Consider the following 19880-nt stretch of genomic DNA (forward strand, 5'->3'; position numbering starts at 1 on the left):
GCGCAGCTTCTAATTTGAACTCTGCACTGAATGTCGGTCTTGTGTTCTTCATTTCTACCACCTTTTTTCCAGAAGTGAGTCTATCACTTCGTCTATTCAGGTGGCCAAATTCACTATGCCACTACATGGTGAGTTTAATCAGTTTATTGAAGATTACCAGTATATCGAACGCACAAAACTTGCAGACGCAAAAGCTTCGTTTAATGAATACAATAAATTTGAAAATGAATTCGATATCGCGCTTCGATTTACTTCAGATGTTGTTTCCCACTTCTATCAATCAAAGAATAATAGGCCCTATAAATTGAAAACACTCATCAAAGCAATTGACAATTTTTGCGTTAATCAAAGAGTGCCATATCCAAAATCACTAGAAAGTAAAGCATTTATTCACTTTTATAATCAAATATCTATGTTTGCGCCAATTGAAGCTCGAAAGCGAGGACGAAGCATGAAGGGCTACAGTGAAATAAATGCTGATGTTTTTGCGAAAGAGTATGGGTATCTACTGCTCAAAAATTAATTACCCTATCCCCCCCCATACTTCTATTTTGTAACCACACATAAAATTAAAGTCACTCCCGTAACTTGTACAACCCGTCATGTACTGGAGTGACTATGAAAAAACTTAATTCAACATCTACAGACCGCATCGTTCGTGAAGCCGAGCGTAAAGCAATTACTTCTATTTCTCGCACTACAGCGTGGTCGCTTGAGCGAAAGGGCCTTTTTCCTAAGCGCAGACAACTCTATCCACAAAGTACTTCTGTCGGTTGGCTATTATCTGAACTGACCGAGTGGGTTGCTTCACGCCAAACAGTCGAAGGCGGAAAGTGCTGATGAAAACATCGAACACTGATCACTTAGCTCACTTCATTGATGAATATCGTGTCGTTAGAAAGCCAGAAATCCAGCGACTACTAGGCATTAGCCGCTCAACCTTAGGACGAAGAATTAAAGCAGGAAAATTTCCCAAACCAGCATCAATTGAGAATGGTCGCTCATGCTGGTTATTCAAAGATGTCCGTGAGTGGTTATCTAAGTGAATGGGTACACAACTTTCCGGGTTAAAGCAGGCTTAGCCTGCTTTTTTAACGAATGTAGTGACACAGTTTGACGCACTACGCCTACAAATCAAAACCGACTAAAAAACCTTAAAACCCGTTAGGGCTCACGCAAACACTATCGATCAAGCCCAATAAAACGGCGGATATTAAATAATATATGACTGCCTGTTTTCGGTATGTCAAAAATGGAAGCTTAAACGATGTTCTGTATCAACAAGCACAATTCAACATTAATGATGTATAAAGATCATGCTTATCATGTCTACAAACCTTCATCGCAAGGGCTTAAGCCGCATCTCGTGAAGAAAATCATTTCTACCTGCGAGATTATGTTAAGTCACTATAGTAGAGTCATGGTCATTCGAATCGATTTACACCCTCGCCAGTATTCCACTGATAATAATCAGATCAATCAGTTCCTTAAGCAGCAGGCCAACACATTATCTCAGCAATACAAATGTAAAGTGCAATACCTGTGTACTAGAGAGCGGCATCATTCAGAAATACAACACTATCATGTCGCTCTTATGCTCAGTGGGCACAAAATTAACTATCCACACAAACTGTTAAATCAGCTTAAATCGCTATGGGAACGAGCTGGTGGAATAGCTTCATTAGTAGATAACCCTTTCAACATTATGTGTCGTGGGAATAAATCATCACTCAAGCATGCAATCTACCGTCTCAGTTACTTTGCAAAAACAGTAACTAAGGAGCTCGATATCAAAGCACGTTCGTTTCTATGCAATAAGATTCCACCAGCAGCATCATTTGACGATACTAAAGATACGTTCTTAGTTGACCCTATTATCACAGCTAAAATAAATCAGCACAGAGTAAAAGCCCAACATATAGCAAGTACAATGAGAAAAGCCGCCAACCCCATCAAGTCAACCTTTGCCTGGTTTACTGAAAGGAAACATGCGCAGCAACTGAAAGAGTCTATTCGAAATAGGACATCCAACTTACACCACCTTGCAGATCCACTTAGCAGTGGATCTCACCCTCTATACCCCATGAACCGATAAAAACCCAAGATCCACTAATAGCAATTGCTCCACTAGTAAAGGTGGCTAAAAACACATTCAAACACAGGAAAACGAAGGGCTTAAGGTGTCTAGTACAAATTGATGGTACTAGCTAAAAATACCTTTCATCAAAATACAAAACAAACCCCATGAACCGAAAGTAATCACGATCTTCAACCATGTAGTGATAACTGCCAAGGAGTAATTAATGACAAGATTCAACCTGGAAAATTTGCCTCGTTGCGGCGCAAAAACTCGTAGTGGAGGTAAGTGCCAACGCTACGGCAACAAAACTAACGGTCGCTGCAAATTACACGGTGGACGTTCAACAGGCGCCAAGACTAAAGAGGGAAAGCTTGCAGTACGTGTAAATGCCTTAGTTAACATATTTATTTGGCACTTCAATAAAAGATATGACCTCCCCATCAAGCCATCAGATTGGGAAAGCGCAATCACAGCCTATCTAAAAATTTGCGAGCTAAGCGCAAAGCACAATCGAAGTGCCAGTGATGCTGTTACAGATATAGTGTGTAAATATCGCGTGGAATTAGAAGCCACAAAATACTGCATCGCTGAATATGATGGAGTCGAAGCACTCGTTCTAATCCAATCAGCATTAGACCATTATTACAAAGATACCGCTGCAGAGCATCTCCTCTTCCACTTACATGCACCACTCTACCCCGCGCCATATTTCGATAACTTATCAGGCTCAAAAGCAGAGTCTAACCATGAAATTCAATTGCTCGCTAACAAGTCTGGTAGAGTGTCTAGCAGCTCCTTAAGGACATCTATTAGCCCAGAACAAAAAAGATTAAAACAGTACCTGCGACTCACTCTGCAACGTTAAAACACTGTACTATCTACAACCAAACTTAACGGAAATTCACAACTAATAAGGGAAGTAGCAAGATGACCACTACACTTCAAGCCTTTGCCACCAGGCCTTAACCTTACACTTAGTTTTCTCGGTAAAACCAACTCGCGTCTTGTTCACGATGATATTGTCACACCCATGAGATGTTTGAAGCCCCCATAATTGGGATGAGCGACAAATAACTAACAAGATCTCATTCCGCTTTGCCTTCGGAATTAGGGTATGTCTCAGATATTCCTGAGCAGCCCAAACACTCGGTAAGCTAGTGGCAAAACTTTGTACTTTATCCATATTGAAAGATGCATAAGGAACCAAGTTAAATACGCAGAGATGCTTTGATGCCAGCTCACAATCTCCATCAAACAGACTGTTAGCTACAGGCTTAAACCATTTATCCCAGCCGGGGATTTGATATGGATAATGCTGTAATCCATCAAGTTGAGCGAACAACTGCTCTTTCAATGCTGTCGAGGCTACAACTTCCGCAGTTTTAGCATCACGGCTAGGGTTAGCGTAACACAGCACGATTTTCGCGGTTTTTAAAGGCCCAAAGAATGGCCCCGGTGGTAAACCAAATTCAAATATATCATCAACGTCGATGGAGTTTTTAAGCCTTTTCAACTCACCAAACACGATAAAATCATCATTATGCTTGGTTATCCGGTTGATTAAACAGGTATTCCAGTATTCAAAAAAGTCCATTTTTTCACTTTAACACCTAAAAGAGTTCAGTAGCTGATAGGCTAACTGCCAGCATCCTGATATTTGAAAGCAGAGCAAAAAACTGATTGATTTTAAAAAACATTAGGTGTTAGTGTCTACCTAGTTGGTCGATGCGCTCTGCCAATAAAGCTTTGTGAGCTTGCCCTCCCAATTCATGGCGATACACAAATTCCTACAGACAGATTATGTAATCCTAATTTAATTCTGTAGTGGTAACAGGGAGACCATAAGCAGATGAATTAAATAAAGGAAAACAAAATGCTACAGTTAAAACTATCTTCCAAGGAAGATGTGACTCGCTTAAAAGAAAACTTGCGAAGAGGCTGCGACGCTGTAGGTCTTCGTCTAGGAAAAGATCAAAGAAAAGTTGAACACATTCTTTCAACGCTATTCGGTTTCAATAATTTCAATACATTAGTTGGAGTCGCAACAAAACCACACTCAAGCACAGAATCGTACCGATTCGATCAGTTTATTTCATATGTAGAGCGAATTGATACCGGCTTTACCACCTATGCAGGCAAAGATGCAGTTATAGCTGGGCTGAAGTCTTCTCTTGGTATAAAACGCATTATTTTTCAAATTACTGCTAGCCGTTCAAATCGCTCGGCAACAAATGTTTTAATCATCGCCGAATCAGGTTCAATACTATATGAAACTCCCATGACTGTGGAGCGCACATCGAGAGAACTGGAAATGCTAAATGTATTCTATACCATTGAGAAACTGGGTTTACTGCATTTGGTCAGGTATGTCCCCCTAAGAGGAAAAGAAACCGCCTCTAAACCCTGTATTGAGGTCGCGGACGATATGGTAAACGGCTCACTTAGACCCTTCCTAAATGATTGGAGGGGGTTCGTTGCTATGTTTAATGAGCAAACAATTCAATACGATAAAAGCATTTACAAACACCAAGAATGGACAGCTTTAGCTAGTAGGCAAGAACTAGAGCATTAACCAAAATACTCGTGGGAGTAACTAAAGCAGTAACAAATGAGGCGTTAACGCCTTAATTGAATAGACATATATAAACTAGATAAATCACTGATGAAAATTTATACCGCCAGTGATTTATCTATCTTTTAAGCTTGAAAAACAAGCATGTAAATAAAACGCCCAATCTAGGTTCGCAAACCAAAAACTAACCCTATTAGCAAAATATCAATAGTGCTAAAAATCGTCTAATAACATAGTAAAAACTCAGCTAATACTTTCCATGTAACTCTGGAATTTGGAGCCGCAATCACCAAATCCAGCGGGCATGAGACCTCGTTCGTGCCATTCCAACCAACGCGCTACGGCAGCGGATTTACCAAACTCCCCCTCGGATATTCCCTTAACAAAATCATCGGGCTCTGTGGCCAAATTCTCTGGATAAAAGTGCCGACCGAGGATTTCCGTTCCCTCATATTCGGCATCAGGGATTACCATTAGTGAAGCGAGCTTTTCAAATACGCTAACCTTAAGTTCCCGGCCATAGATATAACAATGTCGTTTCCATCCCTGCGCTATGCAGGCTGCTAAATCAGCTCGACACTTCCAATAGCTATATATCCATAGATCACAAAAGTGATATCGGTAAATGGGTTGGCTAGAAAGTTCTCCAACGCATTCCCTCATCAAAATCAGGGCATCATATCGGTCACTAATCATATGCGTGATGAGCAACCAACCATCTATATCTCGGTTAACAGCCTTTGCCAAACGTTGATCAAGCCAGACACCAAATGCCTGCGGTGCTTTATAAAAATGATTCAGTTCGTACAGCTCATCGGTTGCGCCCTCTAACCATTCAACTTTTACTCCGAATAAGTCTGCAGCATCTTGCAATATCTGATGACTCAGTACTTTTAAAAGCTCCTGCTCATTTTCTACTTGATATAGACTCAGCTCATGACCAAAGAAATGAGGGATTTGTGCTCTGGCGACACCATGAGCTTCAAAAAGCCGAATAAATCGCTTTGCGGTGTTAGATATCTCATGAACTGGTGACGGCGTTTTCCAAAACCTGTCTTTGAGAGACAGAAATGCGTTTATCTCACTGAAAAATGCCATTGTGAATAACCCTCAATATCTAAAAAGATCACCTAATGATGAAAACTAACGCTCAACGGCCCACCCAAGCTCAATCAAAATAAACCTCAGAGCCTGTAAAGCCAATTGCGCATCGGAGTCAGTCAATGGTCTTGTATTCTGCTTTCGTTGCTCATTTGGCTTCCCACGAGCATGTAATCTTGCCACCATGAAACCTAACCAACTCTGGATATTGGGTCGACTTAAGCCTTCATATGCCTTCACACTCGCGGCTAAATCTTTATCTGGGCAGCAGCCCAAATGAGAAAACACTATCGAAAGCGCATCTCTACAGCGATCTACCGTATCAACAGCTCCTAAACGGCTGGCAGCTATTTCAACATTCTCAATCGCTGATTTTAATTCCTGAGATAACTGAACATTTGGAATTTGCTCTATTCGAAGTTCTGGAACAGTATCTAAAAAATGTAAGGCCTTCAGCGTTACCAGCAGCATACCAGAAGCAGCAGTTTCAATAGACACCACCTGCCAAAGACTTACGAACGGCTCGTCACCAACCACTACTTTAGTCTTTTGCTTTGTCGCTCTCAAAAAGTTCAAGCTATCGCTAATATAGTATTTAGGGCAAGTTAGAAGTTGCCGAGCTCCATTGATACCACTAACAGCAATGTCATTGCGTTCCGTGTCAAAAACTCTCCAGCCTTCCGGTGAGTGTGTCGCAGCTCGATAAACAACACCTCTCCGAATACGTGTGATTGGGTCAAAGCTATGCTCTCTAAATACAAGACTACCAAAAGGATTGTCTGGTACCTCGACTCCCACAAACTCAATATCTGAAACGATTATGGGCGAATGAACGGGCGCACCGATACTATCCGTTCCTTCATACCATCGACCAGTTGTTTCACAAAGCCCTAAACAATGATTCATTCATCCCTCTGCTAAGCATTCAGTAAATAGAGCGCAGAAAAGCCTACTGAGCCAATTAGTTACTTAGTAGGTTTCTGACTTTCAAAAATAATTTTCAAAGCTTCAACCGCCATCGCAGGCCGCTCAGAATGCAACATTGCATGACAGTTGGGACATACAGGGATTAAATCTTCGATTGGATTAACGTCTCTAGAGGTTTGCACTGATGCCAAATCAATCCGATGGTGGACGTGAATAAAACCTTGGCCTAAAGCACCATACGTTTTTTCAAAATCAAAATCACAAACTTGGCATCTTACACCATAGTGCTGAATACAGGCTTTGCGTGCAGCAGGATCGCGCTCGTGGACAGTTAATTCTATTGCCCTACTACCGCCTTCATGAAAAGCAGATTGTCGAGAGTCATTAACCAAGTCATGTTCAACGCCATCGACAGGTCGAGAAATTTTAAACGCAGACCAGCCATAGAAGTCCCTAGCCCGTTCTTGAAATTCCACCAGCAGTTTAGCCAAAGCGCGCTGTTTACCAGAGCCCTGTTCATTGTAATAGCGGATATGCCCTTCAACCGAGCGTAGCACAGTGGTGAATTCGGAAGCGTTCATCTCATCCATAAATCGCTGCAGATAATAGCGAGTTGCGCTATTACTGATGGTTTTTTGTAGACCTCACCTGTTGGCATAATCAGCAGCGCATTCAGATAAAATGCGGCCGATGCCAGACCAAATCCCGTTTTAGCCATTAACTCAATCGCTTTAGAGCGATTTAGTCGCCCTTCACGCATGGCTGTGACTATATCAAAAGCAGGTTCGAATTGTGGCGGTGTTATGCTGTTGGCCATTTCTCGTCCTTAAGGTCCAAACTAGTCAGACTTAGCAAAAACCATTAATCCAAATTCAAAATATCTTTCACTTCCGGGAGATCTCTATGAGCCCGCAAATAAACGACCGCAGCACGAGACAGCTTCTCAGTATCTCTTACCATTTTTCGCAACCTATCAGTTGCATCTTTAACATCTCGATTATCCCTGATATCCCGAACTTCTCGCTCAATATTTAAACGAACCCTGTTTCTCTCCCGAACGATTCTTGCTTCATGAAGATGAAAAATTTCAATTGAATTTTTGACCTTAGTCTGCTGTTCAACAGTCGCAGATGGCTTCGGCTCAGGTAACCCATCATTGTCAAACCAAAGCAACTTTTCATCTTGAGAATTAAAGGGGTCAAGAAACGAAGGACGCTCCTTCCTCAGCTTATCTTGGTCTTCAGGTGCAATAGCCCTTTCATCTGGATTTTCAAGTGGGAAACGGCAAGCCTTTCCTCCCTCGGTCTCATCAAATACCCTCCGGCTATTACAAAACGTACAAGCACATCGATAGTTTTGCCAATCGAATGCTAACCACCAATAGCCTTCGTGTTGTTTATCTTCTTCTACCTTATTCTTTGGCCTGAAGTGATCGACGGGCATATCAGCACGTATATCTTCAGCCTCACAGTACCAACACTTTCTCTTGAGATTTATAGGGAGTAAATCATAAAATTCACGCCAAACCTTTGAAGAAGATGATTTTTTTAATATATCCTTTCGTTCTTTTTGGGTTTTAGCCGCAATAAGTTCAGCTTTTGCTTGATCAGCCATAGTTCGCCAAGCCTGAGTCAAACATTCCTCGATGTCATCTTTACAAATCCAGCGCATTAATGATCGACCTCCTAATTGGCGTGGTACTTGTTTCGAAGAAACTCGAGATAGTCCGGATCATCTGTCGCTAAGTTAAAGCCTAATTGCCCGAGCTCCGAGTTAAGTCTGGCTAGATACTGCTCTTCATTCTCCGCAGGAAATCCATTTTCACGCACGACTTCAACTTTAGATAAAGAGTCTTTTGCGGCGAGAGCATTTCTATTACTTAGTTTCTGATTAGTATCATCATCCAATGTAGTTTGAAGACCAAACATGTCACTGCGCAGTATCAAATTAATCCCCATACCCCGTGGACTTTCATCCGGCATCTTCGCAGTTATTTGTTGCGCTTCGCCCCGCTTCATCACTTGAACTTGCTCTTTCTTTAACTCTGCAATCGCAAGTGGATGATGTGTCACCATCAGCAAATGGCTAGTTTCATGGTTTGGTACGAAATCACGGAGGAACTTCAAGTACTTCACGGCCCATGAGGGATTGAGGTGCGTATCGGGCTCATCAAGTAAAAACAGGGAGTCTTTGCCACCGGTAAATTTGAGCAAGCCCAATACAGTGAGAAGCTGTTGCTCACCTTCACTGAGTTCTCGGAAAGTGAGCGGGTCTTTGCTGCTAGACACGTTCACCCGAATACTGACTTCTGAGATGATTTCAGAAAGCAGTGTACTTTCGAGCATTTTAAACAACTCATCAGGGCTGAGATCTTTGGCAAATTCACGGAGTGCCTCTACATCAGGCAAAAACAGATGAAAAAACTCATTGCGAATATTGCTACCAGTCAAAGAGGTATCTTCTTGGCGCGTAACCTTAACCGGTGACAGCGTGTGTTTAATTAGCTCGTCCAAAAAGCGGCGAACAACGCCCCGAGCTCCCCAAAACAATTCCCCTTTCTTTTTTGCCCAACCAGGTTGCCGCATCACGAAGTGAATACTGTCTAAACCTTCAATGCCTAAGTGCTCTAGCAGAAAAGCTTTTTCTGCGTTGTCTTGCTCTGATAAGAAAAACGCCAATAGCACGAATTGGCTATGATGAGGTTTCGCATAAAACAGCGGGCGAATATCGCCTTTTAAATCCAACTCATCTTTGAGCAGGCGACGGTAGAAATCGGTGCGATGTTTCTTAAAGTGATTCTCTAAGCGATCACTGGGACCGGAATAGTAAGCAAATACATAATTTGGCAGATATGGTGCTTTTCCTTCCTTATCGCGTTTCACCTTTGAAAACGGAACGGTATTGCCTGATAGCGTCTTGCCAAACATGTCATTAGGTACATTGTCAGCCAATAAGTCTCGCACCTGTACTTGGTATTGCTTAGCAGTAGTGCCACGAGTTGGGTCGGCATCAATGGTGATTTCCTGCCATCGTTCGCTAAACTGATTTGATTTATGAGGCTCGCCAAGTCGATAAATCAACTCGTATGAAAACGGAGGTTCCTGGCCCAAATCGAGGTTACGAAATATCGCCACTAAAGCTTCCAGCACGTTGGATTTACCCGAACCATTGCACCCAACCACAACAGTCATCAGGTGGTCTTCATCAAAGTCCACCTTCACATTTTCAAGGTTTTTAAAACGAGAGCGAATATGTAACTTATCTACTTTCATAGGCAATCCTAGCTCGATATTATTCTTTGGCAGCCTTCTGCGCTAGTGTAAACCAATCCTGGCCGTCATCACCACGCTCAAGTTTCACAATGGATTTTTCGACAATCAACTCCTGGCGGATATCCAAAAAAAACTGTTCCAATTGGTCTGTATCGCTATCGCTGGGGTAGCCAGCTGCTGCTAATAATTGTTGGCCACTTAGCGGTTCTCCAGCCTCTTTTAATGCGTCAACGACTTTGATGATCTGCTTACTCATACGACTACCTGTCTTATTTTTTATGGCGGTGCGTTTCGGTTTTGGCTGTTTTTTAATGGCTTCACGCTCCGCCGCAATTTTGGCTAATAGGGCTTCGGCGCTATTTTCGCCGCTGATAAGTTCGGGGTTCGCTGCACGCCAGTCGGCAGTGAGTTCACCACGGAAAGCTCTGGCAAGAATGGACTGAGTTAAATTATTGACCCGTTCTAATGCTGCAGTAGCTTTTTGTTCAATGCTATCGGCAAAGGCTAAGAGTTCTTCTACCCGACGGACGATTTCGGCTTGTTCAAGGACTGATGGCAAGGGAACTTTCAATCCTTTTACAGAGCCTTGATTAATTGTATTTTGTCCAGCGCTTGTTGATAAGCTACTTTGTAAATAATGCCTACCAACTCCTTCATTCGCTACAAAGGTCAAATAAGTAGGTAATACTTTTTCAGTATCGAGTCTTAAGCGAATAAAGTGATCACAAAAACCTTCAGAGCAATCATTTTGGCGATATTCAATAAAGCGGCCAGCCAAGTCTGCACTGCCATTAACGCGGATAACTAGAATATCTCCACTCCTTAGGGAGTATTTTTCTAGCTCCTTCTCATTAAGCTTAATTTGGCGCTCTTTACCAAAAATACGAATAGCATTCTTAAAGTCAGCTAACCTGAGAATGGTTGTATCTTGACCAACTTTACCGCTTCTCTTAGATAACCCGTTAGCTGAAGCTATGATGATGTCACCCAGCAGCGTATTTTCCCAACTTTGCTGAGTGTTTTCCCCACGCCATTCTTCTGTCAATTTGCCACTCACTGCGGCGGCGAGGACGGATTGGCGGAATGATTTCAAGATGGCGGGGATGGCATCGAGGCGGGCTTTGGTGCTTTCCACCTGTGCCAGCAGTTCATCCAGCTTGTCGGCAATGACTCTTTGTTCGGCTAGTGGGGGGATTGCAAAATTAAGCTCTTTAAAAAACTTAAAATGCCTAGAGTATCCTTTATCAGGAATTTCAAGTGAACATAGCTGATGATAAGCTAAGCGTGCTTCTATGAAACGTTTAGATTGAAGTATTTTAGTTCCATCAGCACCGGGAACAAAGCTGAAATTAATCCATTTAACAGTTCTTGTGTGATCTCCAAAGACGATTAGAGGCTCATCGACTGTGATAACTTTATTTTCATCATTTACATAGCCAGCAACATTACCTTGTCCCTGGTCTACAACAGGAAATTTACCGAAATCAAGGCAATCTTTCGTTTTAACTTTCTTATCTGTTGTAGCGATCAAAGAGAAGGCATCAGATGCCAAAATATTAACCCACTCCTCTGGAATCACTTGGCTCATCCTTTCACCCCACCAGCCAATGACTTAACCAAGGCTTCAAGATCGGCCAATGCGCCTTTTAGCTCAATCATGGCTTCATTCGCTAGCTCTTCTGGTGTACCTAAATCAGCCGCATCGACGCTGTTGGCATCTTTTAGCCATGAAATATCCAGTGAGTCGCCTTTGGTATCGCGGATAAACTCGCGGCTAAATACGCGCCAGCGGCTATGTGCTAGGCGTGGGTCTACACCCTTGTTAGCGTCAGTGCTTTCGACTTCGACCTCTTCGGCATTAAAGCTCCATTCACCCTCTTTGCGTTCTGCTAGTGGAATCTTATACACCGCTTCAAAAGGTTTTAGGTGTTGCTCGCCAAAGGGGGTACGTTTGCCAAAGCTTGGCATATTGGTGCGTAGGTCATACACCCAGGTATTGGTGGTGCAGTTTTCTTCTTGGTGCTTGTCGACCTCAGAACCTTTGGTAAAGAACAGCACATTGGTCTTAACGCCTGCCGCATAGAAGATGCCTGTCGGTAAACGTAATATAGTGTGCAGGTTACACTTATGCATTAAATCGCGGCGGATATCGGTACCGACGCCAGCTTCAAATAACACGTTGTCGGGCAAGACCACGGCAGCACGGCCACCAGCTTTTAAGTTGCGGTAAATGTGCTGTAAAAATGCCAGCTGCTTGTTGCTGGTGGGATAGGTTAAATCGTCACGGGTGATAGAGGCATCACCGCCTTTACTGGTACCAAAGGGCGGATTAGCCAGAATGATATCGGCTTTAGGCAATGCGGCACCGACTTGGCCAAGTGAGTTACCTAAATGTACGACGCCTTCCTCGTCGCCCTCCATGCCATGCAGTAGGCAGTTCATTAAGGCTAAGCGGCGGGTCGAGGGGACTAGCTCAACCCCCACAAAGGCGTTGTTTTTTTGAAACTCGACTTGCTTGGCATCTAGGTCAAAGTGGTCATCGGTTTGGCTTTTAATGTACGTATCGGCGGCAATCAGAAAGCCTGCGGTACCAGCTGCAGGGTCTTGAATGACTTCGCCTGCTTGTGGGTTAATCACCCTCACCATTGAGTCGATTAATGCGCGAGGGGTGAAGTACTGGCCAGCGCCCGATTTAGTCTCGTTAGCGTTCTTTTCTAACAAGCCTTCGTACAAGTCGCCTAAGCCATCTTTTTGCGCGCTAAACCAGTCGATAGAGTCAAGAGACTTAATCAGTTGACTTAAATGGCGTGGCTCGCGCAGGCGGGTTTGGGCATCGGCATAAATGGCGAGGATGAGTGGGTCGGCATGTAGGGTGTTCCCCTCGCTGTCTTTGCCTGTCGACAAGGTGAGCAACATGCGCTTATAGTCATCAAGCAGGTTTAAGCCGTCTTTGTTACTTAAATCTGTCCAGCGGCAGCCCTCTGGCAGCGTGTGCTTATTGAGTAGGCCCGCTTCGCTGTTCTCGTGGACCATTTTAATGAATAGTAGTAAGACGAGCTCGGTAACGTAGTCTGAATAGTTAATGCCGTCGTCACGCAGTACGTCACACAGGTTCCACAGTTTTTGTACGATGTCGTTGTTGTTCATTGGGTTCTCAATGTTTAATTTGGCTCATGATTGCAGCTGGCTAATTAACTGCATGCTTTACATTAGTTGGTTTAATTACTTGTTGTTACTCGTATCAAAGTACGGGCTAAACTGATTACTGTCTTTGGTCATCAGGGTGACAAATTTAGGGTGAACAAATAGCTTCTCTTTGCCCGATTGGACCTCTTCAAGCACACCAATGTCACACAGCTGTTTTAAGTACACCGAGGCGGTTTGGCGCTTTGCTATATCGTTTTCAACCAAGTTTTGAATACGACAATAGGGCTGCTCAAAAATCACTTGTACTAGCTCATGGCTATAGATTTTGGGTAATTGCTGACGCACATATTCTGTGGTGTGTTCAATCAACTCGCGGGCGGCGGCTATTTTGTAGGTGGTCCACTTAGCGGTTTGTTCAACGGCGTTAAGGATAAAGATGATCCACTCTTGCCATTCTAGCTTGGTGGTGACGTTAAGCAGTAAGCGGTAATAATCTTGCTTATTGGCCACGATGTAGCGGCTTAGGTACAAAATAGGTGCGCTAAGCAGCTGTTGGTCGATCAGGTAAAGAATATTAAGCACGCGGCCTGTGCGGCCATTACCATCAATAAAGGGATGAATGGCTTCAAACTGGTAATGGGCCATGGCCATTTTAATTAGTGGGTCAACATCATCTGCATTGTGTAAAAAGGCTTCCCAGTTGCTGAGCAAGTCACGAATAACGTTTTCGCCTGCTGGTGGGGTGTAAATCACCTCACCGGTGGCCTGATTGGTTAAGCTGGTGCCTGGTACTTTGCGCACGTCCATTTGGACTGATTTTATGGTGCTGCAAATTTCTCGTGCCGTGGTTACACACAATGGGCGGCTAGTTAGCTCGGTAAAGCCTTGGTATAGGGCGGTGCGATAACGCAGCGCCTCTTTGGTCATAGGGTCGGCTTGGCTATCTTCTTGGGCATACTGAAATAGCTTGTCTGTGGTAGTGACTATGTTTTCAATCTCGCTACTGCCTTGGGCTTCTAGCAGTGGCAGTAAGTTGATTAGCAGGCCTTGATTAGGCAGTAACTCACCGGCTTGCTTTAGCTCAGCAAGGGCGGCACGGGCAGGAATACAAGCTTTAAGTATGGGTAAGGTTTCGGCCAACTCACCGAGTTTGCTGTCTAGTGGTAACGGCGGTAAATGGTTGTATGCTTGGTCAGCTTGCCATTTCATGTTTAAAAAACCTTCATTTATCGACATAAACAGAGAATGCAGTGAGCTTATGTCGATTCAATCGACATGTAAAGCAAACATGTTTATAAAACATGATTAAATCGACATGTGTTACGTGTTTTGAGTGAATATGTCGATGGCATCAACATTACACAGTTCTGAGCCACTTTGCCAAAGGTCGTTACTCACAATGACTCGCAAACAGGCTAGCGAAAATAATTATGACAAAAGTCACATATTATTGGTGTATCATACTGATGTCATTAACTTTATAGGCAACTAGATTTTGCGTAGCAAACTATACCGATGGTTCTTTGTGGTCATATCACCTTACTTGCCTAACACTGATGTTGGTCAATTTATCAAATGGAAGCTGGCATTGCTTTTAGTGGGCGATGAGTTCCATCAGCACAATTTATTAAATAACCGCGATAAATTAACGCCCCATTTTGCACACAATACCCCTTTGCAAGCAGATCTAGCCGAGTTACTTCCTAGTGATGCAACAACGAATGTAAAAGTGTTAGACATTGGTGCTGGGCCAGTGAGTAAAGTCGGTAAAATACATAATGGACATGAAATTGAGTTAGTACCTATCGATCCTATGGCAGACAAATACCAAAAAATACTGAATGCACTTAATTTACAGCCTAAATATTGGACTCGTTATGGTGAGGGAGAGCGACTTAGCCAACAGTTTGAGCAAAACTCATTTGATTTAATTCATGCTCGCAACAGCATAGATCACTGTCTCAACCCCATTAAAGTCATTGAAGAAGCGATTACGGTTTTAAAGCCTAAGCATTACTTTTATTTGAACCATTATCGTAATGAGGGCAAAGCGGCTAAGTATTATGGGCTACATCAATGGAATTTTGATGTTGTGGATGGTGACTTCATCATTAGCAATCGTTTTGGTGAACAAATCAATGTCAATAATACCCTTTCAGGAAAAGCATTGGTTCACCTAACCAAGCACACAGCTGAACGCTTAGTTGTGGTAATACAAAAGCAATGAAGTGGCTCGTTTTGGGTAATGGCGTTAAAGATGTTGACATATGTTGTTTATCTAACAACACCAATATCATTGTATTTAATGAGGGTTTTAGTGAACTCGTTGGTGTCTGCCGAATTCAGAACCCCAAAATATCAGGGCTAAGTTCATCATTTAACATTGAAGGCCTCCAGCCTTTTGATGGGTTTGAAGCACTGTTTAATAGTCTGTATAGCTTGCTGCAGACTGATCTTAATAATGTTCCATCAAGTGGCACTGTTTTACTGGCCACATTAGCTGCTAACAATATACAAGCCAGAGTCGTTGGGATGAATTTACTTCCTTCTATAGCCCGCCAAACGACATTAAGAACCCACATCCCTAATCCATGTCACTTCCATAACTGGCTAGGTGAGCGGCGTTATGCCTTAATACACAAATTTGGCCAGCAATTCGATTGGAAAGCATTGCGTTTAAATAAACCCTTATTGGGCACACTCAATGTACCTGATCCTTTTTCGCTATTAAAAGCACTCGCTACAACGCCAAATGATATTGCTTTGGCTAAGCTCATTAGCAATATTTCGGCGGACTGTTGGCTCAATAGCAGTTCCATCGAAAGCTTGCAGCAGGCTGAGGGGTACTTCTATCTGCGACGCGATCAACAGAGAACAAGTAATTGGTGGCTGTATCATAATCAAGCTTCCAAATACCTGGCAGATACCCACATAAAATTAGCATGGTGCCAGCAATCGCTACTGCTAGGGACTTAATGCTTCTTTTGCAAAGATGGCTTTTAGGAATCGGCTTTGCTCAGCTTTGACCTCTTGGGGATATTCCGCTCGCTGGTGGAAATATGAGTAGCCAATATCAATAAACACAGGGGCTTTAGCTAGCTCTGCCATGGGTAACATAGTGGCGTAATCGGTAACCGACGGTATCCATTTTTGGTCTTCTTTAAAATAAGCATGTGGCACGCTATCAAATAAAGACTTTTTAAATGCACGCTGATGAGCCCATACATTCCCTCCCCCTTTTTGCCTAATATCACTGTAGCTGGGTTGATACAGTTTTAGTGGTTTATTAGGTCGGAACATCGGCATTTGGATTAAGTCGGCACCTTGTTTAGCGGCATCAACAATATGCTTAACAACGTCATGTCGCATTAAACAATCATCCTGATCCAAAATCACAATAATACTGTCATCATTAACACAAACATCTGAAATAGCTTGGATAAAATTTGGTAGTCGTCCTTGGTTGTTTTGGTGCCGAATTAAGGTTGTGCGATCACGCAGCTTATCGAGCAACATTGGGTAACACCAATTGTGACTTGCACCACTGGCATCATCAATTAAGACGATTCCAAAGGACTGATTGGATTGCATGCGTAAACTTTGTAAACATCTTTCAAGCTTATCAACTGCAGTGAGTCGTCCTTTCAACAAAAAAATCACTGATTCAGTGCGCCTTGGGTAGCACCAATCTGCATGGGGAATTAAATCAAATTGCTCTTCTTGAGCAACGGGATAGCGACCTTGGGCAACTAAGTCCCTTATCTGTTCGAGTGTTGATAATTGTTTGTCTTCATTGCGAGGATGAATGTAGAAGGAGGCTGGATTCCCACCACGTAAAGAACTTAACCCCATTTTATTTTGATGAGCCTGTAAAGCGCGGTGCCAAGTTAATGTGTATTTATCATTAATTATAGGATTGCTTATTGGCAGTGTTTGCTTAATTTTAACAAGATCTAGCAAGCCCATTCTGACTTCGGGGGCAAATTGCCCATCTTGTCCAAAGTAAGGTAAAAATGCATTCGTAGACTTAGGTATATTAAATCCTACGCTAATGACGTTAGGGTCGATTAACTCAGCTTTCATGTCTGCTATATAGTCATGTTGCCAGTCTTTTCGCCCCACCAGCACATCGCAATCACACTGTAATACGTAACGTGTAGTGACTTGATTAAATGCCCATATCTGAGAAAAAAGCGGAGCCTGTGAAACAGTATGTGATTGTGTAACCGTTGGCGCACCAAACCATTGGTTGTATGTAACAGTTATCACATCACTTGAAGTGGGTGCGATAAGAAGCCCATTGACGATGCCATTGTTTACTAACTCGTTGGCTGATGTGAGCAACTGGTTGAAATCACCTTGCTGATATTGTCGTAAAAATGGTCCTTGGTAGCTGTCGAGTAACAATAATACCTGTTTGAATTTATTAGGATAATTTAGTTGAGTAACAATGTGCGAGACTTGAGTGAATAGCACATCGGCATCCTGAGCACACGCTTTAATCAGTAATGTTGTTTCCTGATCTACCCCTACATGGGTGAAAATTGGCATACCAGGTTTATTTAAGGCCACATTGGGATGTAACGCTTCGATTAAGGCTAAATAGAAGTCTGCAAAGCCTTTTAATTGCGATAATGATTGATCTTGTGAGGAGGAAGAAGTGCGCCGAACCAATTCTTCATCTGGCAGTTGTAAGATGGCAATGGCATATAACCGTGCAGACATATCTAAAAACTTGCTTGCTGTAAGAGGCTGGATATCGCTCCCGACATCAATGTAATGCAAACTGCCATCTTTCATTTGACGAATATTGTCTCTTTTTATATTCAAGCCACAAATTCCTGCTGCATACATGCCTTGCAAAAATTGGCCTACAATGATTGCTGACGCAGGTAACTGCATCTCAGTGGTATATAAATTAGGGGTACTGTAACTCCATTGGCCATTTTGTTTGTGCCAGCACACTTGAGGCACGATGTTGTTATTAGGTAAGGCTTGTTTTAACCATCGGACATGCTCATCATCGATTGCCCAAGGATAAAAAGACTTTTCAATCTTGTTTCCTTTTTGAACGACAACCCCTTCTTGTCCAGAACCTAGATAGTGAAATGGTAATGCTTGTGCCTGCATCCATTGTTTTGCTGCGACTGCTAAACGATGTCTCTGTTCTGTCCAAATCGCTTTTTGCTTGTTGTTTATCGTATCAGCACCATCCAAGGTGTAAACACAATAGTAAGGGGCGCTGACGATTTCACCTTTATATTCTGGTAACAATAATAAGCGTGCTACCAACCAATGGTCTTCTGCACTGCGTATATTTGGATATCGCTCAATAACCCTAGTGTTAAGTAACAAGTTGCATGAGGGTAGTTCATTATCAGACTGCCCATGACAAAATGCTCCAATAAATTCAGTAAGCTTAATTGGATCAAGCAATACTTCTGGGGTCGCAATGTTGGTAACACTTAAAATATGACCATCTTGTTTTAATCTATTACTCCCTATAGCAAAGTCAGCATTTGATGCTTCAGCTTTTAACCATAAAGACTCAACACTTCTCGCATTATCCAGAACGTCATCAGCATCCAGGCGCGCTACCCAGTGAGCACTAGTGGTAGATGCATAATCTAGCAACTGGTTGCGAGCTCGGGCTGGAGAGCCACAAAATGCAGTTAAAATTGTCACGCTAGGATGATCTAACAGGGTTTTACAGCGTGCTTGCCAATTGTCTGTCGACTGGTCATCTAGAATGACAATTTGTGCACTGTTTTTGGTGACTAACGATTGAGATAATGCGCTATTTAATGCTTGAGTAATAAATTCAGCCTGGTTACATAAATTGATACCTATGATGACAGGTGCATTTTTATAATGTAACCCACATTCTTTTATCATTGTCAGTTGACGCAAGGCTAACCCAACAGTTAATGACCGCTTATCTTGATGCGAGTGTTCCTGATGCAATTCTAATATCCTTATTAGTGTTTATCTCATTGATTATTGCTTGCTCTGAAATAGCAAATAATGAAGAAATTCGTTCAAAATATTGTTCTTTTTGAGGGGGAGTCATGCGGTGGCCATGCAATAAGATAAATTGTGCACAGCCCAATAATTTTTGTCTGGAACCTCTAGCGGATAAGGCTGTTGAATGCACGCCTAAATTCCAACAAACGGTTGTTGCTAGTGTGTACTCAACCTTTAAATTAGGAATCGTTAACACTCTTATAGCCAAATCTTTATCGTTACTACTAATAAGGCCGTCACTAAAACCGCCTACAGCTATAAATAACTGACAAAGTGCAAATGTATTGGACCCCTGCCAGCCAGGATTACCAACTAAGAAATCGCTTTGTTTTAAGTTTTTAGGAATATTATTCGCTAGTGTAAGCCCGTCTTTTATGACTGATATTCCCGATAAAACCAAGCTTGCGGCCCCATGTCGTGAATGCACTAAACACAGTTCTAAATGATTTTTTAACCAGTAGTCATCATCATCAAGAATGGCTACGTAGCTTTTGGGATAACAGTCATTAATGTAAGCCAAGCCTGTATTCCAGGAACCTGCAGCGCCGTGACAACGCTCATTAAGCAAAAATGTAACAGGTATTGGGGCTACTGCTGTCATGATACTAGATTGATCGGATTCAGATAAAGCAACTCTATCGGTGACTAATACTATTCGTTCAGGAGGTCGAGTTTGAGAGACTATTGAAGGTAACGATACATTCATAAGCGAATCAAACCGAGGCATTGAAGCCATTAATACAACAACTTCCATCAA

Annotated in this window: 20 protein-coding genes; 8 read left to right on the top strand and 12 right to left on the bottom strand. The window is 42.6% G+C overall.

What is annotated here, in order from left to right; all coding sequences use genetic code 11:
• The first annotated feature begins 115 nt into the window (after positions 1-115).
• From GNT65_RS14800 to GNT65_RS14820, 5 genes are all read left to right on the top strand, one after another.
• Positions 116-523 carry a hypothetical protein gene (locus tag GNT65_RS14800; RefSeq protein WP_160797549.1) on the top strand — a complete coding sequence of 136 codons (408 nt, stop codon included), beginning with the start codon at positions 116-118 and terminating at the stop codon, positions 521-523.
• A 95-nt stretch (positions 524-618) separates the two neighbouring features.
• Positions 619-840 (top strand): helix-turn-helix transcriptional regulator, encoded by a 222-nt coding sequence (locus GNT65_RS14805; RefSeq protein WP_160797551.1) that lies wholly within the window; start codon positions 619-621, stop codon positions 838-840.
• Positions 840-1046: a helix-turn-helix transcriptional regulator gene (locus GNT65_RS20765; protein ID WP_160797553.1), complete on the top strand. Its 207-nt coding sequence runs from the start codon at positions 840-842 to the stop codon at positions 1044-1046. Before GNT65_RS14805 ends, GNT65_RS20765 begins: the two co-directional genes overlap by 1 nt.
• Positions 1047-1267: 221 nt before the next feature.
• Positions 1268-2095: a YagK/YfjJ domain-containing protein gene (locus GNT65_RS14815; RefSeq protein ID WP_160797555.1), complete on the top strand. Its 828-nt coding sequence runs from the start codon at positions 1268-1270 to the stop codon at positions 2093-2095.
• A 208-nt stretch (positions 2096-2303) separates the two neighbouring features.
• Positions 2304-2945: an HGGxSTG domain-containing protein gene (locus tag GNT65_RS14820; RefSeq protein WP_160797557.1), complete on the top strand. Its 642-nt coding sequence runs from the start codon at positions 2304-2306 to the stop codon at positions 2943-2945.
• A 69-nt stretch (positions 2946-3014) separates the two neighbouring features.
• Here the strand turns inward: GNT65_RS14820 and GNT65_RS14825 are convergent, their stop codons facing one another.
• Positions 3015-3674: a hypothetical protein gene (locus GNT65_RS14825; protein ID WP_160797559.1), complete on the bottom strand. Its 660-nt coding sequence runs from the start codon at positions 3672-3674 to the stop codon at positions 3015-3017.
• A gap of 279 nt (positions 3675-3953) precedes the next feature.
• On the opposite strand from GNT65_RS14825, the gene GNT65_RS14830 reads away from it, so the two are divergent.
• Positions 3954-4652 (top strand): hypothetical protein, encoded by a 699-nt coding sequence (locus GNT65_RS14830; RefSeq protein WP_160797561.1) that lies wholly within the window; start codon positions 3954-3956, stop codon positions 4650-4652.
• Positions 4653-4895: 243 nt separating this feature from the next.
• Here GNT65_RS14830 and GNT65_RS14835 read toward each other — a convergent pair whose 3' ends face one another.
• From GNT65_RS14835 to fic, 9 genes are all read right to left on the bottom strand, one after another.
• Entirely contained in the window at positions 4896-5750 is an 855-nt protein-coding gene (locus GNT65_RS14835) for a hypothetical protein (RefSeq protein WP_160797563.1), read from the bottom strand.
• 45 nt (positions 5751-5795) lie between these two features.
• Entirely contained in the window at positions 5796-6659 is an 864-nt protein-coding gene (locus tag GNT65_RS14840) for a hypothetical protein (protein WP_160797565.1), read from the bottom strand.
• A 59-nt stretch (positions 6660-6718) separates the two neighbouring features.
• Positions 6719-7270 (bottom strand): HNH endonuclease, encoded by a 552-nt coding sequence (locus GNT65_RS14845; RefSeq protein WP_219822474.1) that lies wholly within the window; start codon positions 7268-7270, stop codon positions 6719-6721.
• On the bottom strand, positions 7258-7497 hold the full coding sequence (locus GNT65_RS14850; protein WP_160797567.1) for a hypothetical protein: 240 nt from the start codon (positions 7495-7497) through the stop codon (positions 7258-7260). The genes GNT65_RS14845 and GNT65_RS14850 overlap by 13 nt, the downstream gene beginning before the upstream one ends.
• Positions 7498-7541: 44 nt before the next feature.
• Positions 7542-8294 carry an HNH endonuclease family protein gene (locus GNT65_RS14855; RefSeq protein WP_244952201.1) on the bottom strand — a complete coding sequence of 251 codons (753 nt, stop codon included), beginning with the start codon at positions 8292-8294 and terminating at the stop codon, positions 7542-7544.
• A 71-nt stretch (positions 8295-8365) separates the two neighbouring features.
• Positions 8366-9952, bottom strand: coding sequence for an AAA family ATPase (locus GNT65_RS14860; protein WP_160797570.1), 1587 nt, complete (start codon positions 9950-9952; stop codon positions 8366-8368).
• Between the two features lie 19 nt (positions 9953-9971).
• A complete protein-coding gene (locus tag GNT65_RS14865; RefSeq protein ID WP_160797572.1) occupies positions 9972-11540 on the bottom strand; it encodes a restriction endonuclease subunit S in 1569 nt (522 codons plus the stop codon).
• Positions 11537-13099, bottom strand: coding sequence for a class I SAM-dependent DNA methyltransferase (locus GNT65_RS14870; RefSeq protein WP_160797574.1), 1563 nt, complete (start codon positions 13097-13099; stop codon positions 11537-11539). Before GNT65_RS14870 ends, GNT65_RS14865 begins: the two co-directional genes overlap by 4 nt.
• Before the next feature lie 75 nt (positions 13100-13174).
• Positions 13175-14308, bottom strand: coding sequence for a protein adenylyltransferase Fic (gene fic, locus GNT65_RS14875; protein WP_160797762.1), 1134 nt, complete (start codon positions 14306-14308; stop codon positions 13175-13177).
• Between the two features lie 286 nt (positions 14309-14594).
• Here fic and GNT65_RS14880 point away from each other — a divergent pair, with 286 nt between their 5' ends.
• Complete coding sequence (locus GNT65_RS14880) at positions 14595-15326, top strand: methyltransferase domain-containing protein (RefSeq protein WP_160797576.1); 732 nt, start codon at positions 14595-14597, stop codon at positions 15324-15326.
• Positions 15323-16075: a hypothetical protein gene (locus tag GNT65_RS14885; protein ID WP_160797578.1), complete on the top strand. Its 753-nt coding sequence runs from the start codon at positions 15323-15325 to the stop codon at positions 16073-16075. Before GNT65_RS14880 ends, GNT65_RS14885 begins: the two co-directional genes overlap by 4 nt.
• Here the strand turns inward: GNT65_RS14885 and GNT65_RS14890 are convergent.
• Positions 16064-19063, bottom strand: a complete 3000-nt coding sequence (locus tag GNT65_RS14890; protein WP_160797580.1) for a glycosyltransferase family 2 protein — start codon at positions 19061-19063, stop codon at positions 16064-16066. The genes GNT65_RS14885 and GNT65_RS14890 overlap by 12 nt on opposite strands.
• The gene (locus GNT65_RS14895) at positions 19035-19877 is read right to left on the bottom strand and encodes a glycosyltransferase family A protein (RefSeq protein WP_160797582.1); all 843 of its coding nucleotides are present in this window, start codon (positions 19875-19877) and stop codon (positions 19035-19037) included. Before GNT65_RS14895 ends, GNT65_RS14890 begins: the two co-directional genes overlap by 29 nt.
• Positions 19878-19880: the final 3 nt, after the last annotated feature.

Source organism: Shewanella insulae (assembly GCF_009831655.1).
Classification (GTDB): Bacteria; Pseudomonadota; Gammaproteobacteria; order Enterobacterales; family Shewanellaceae; genus Shewanella; species Shewanella insulae.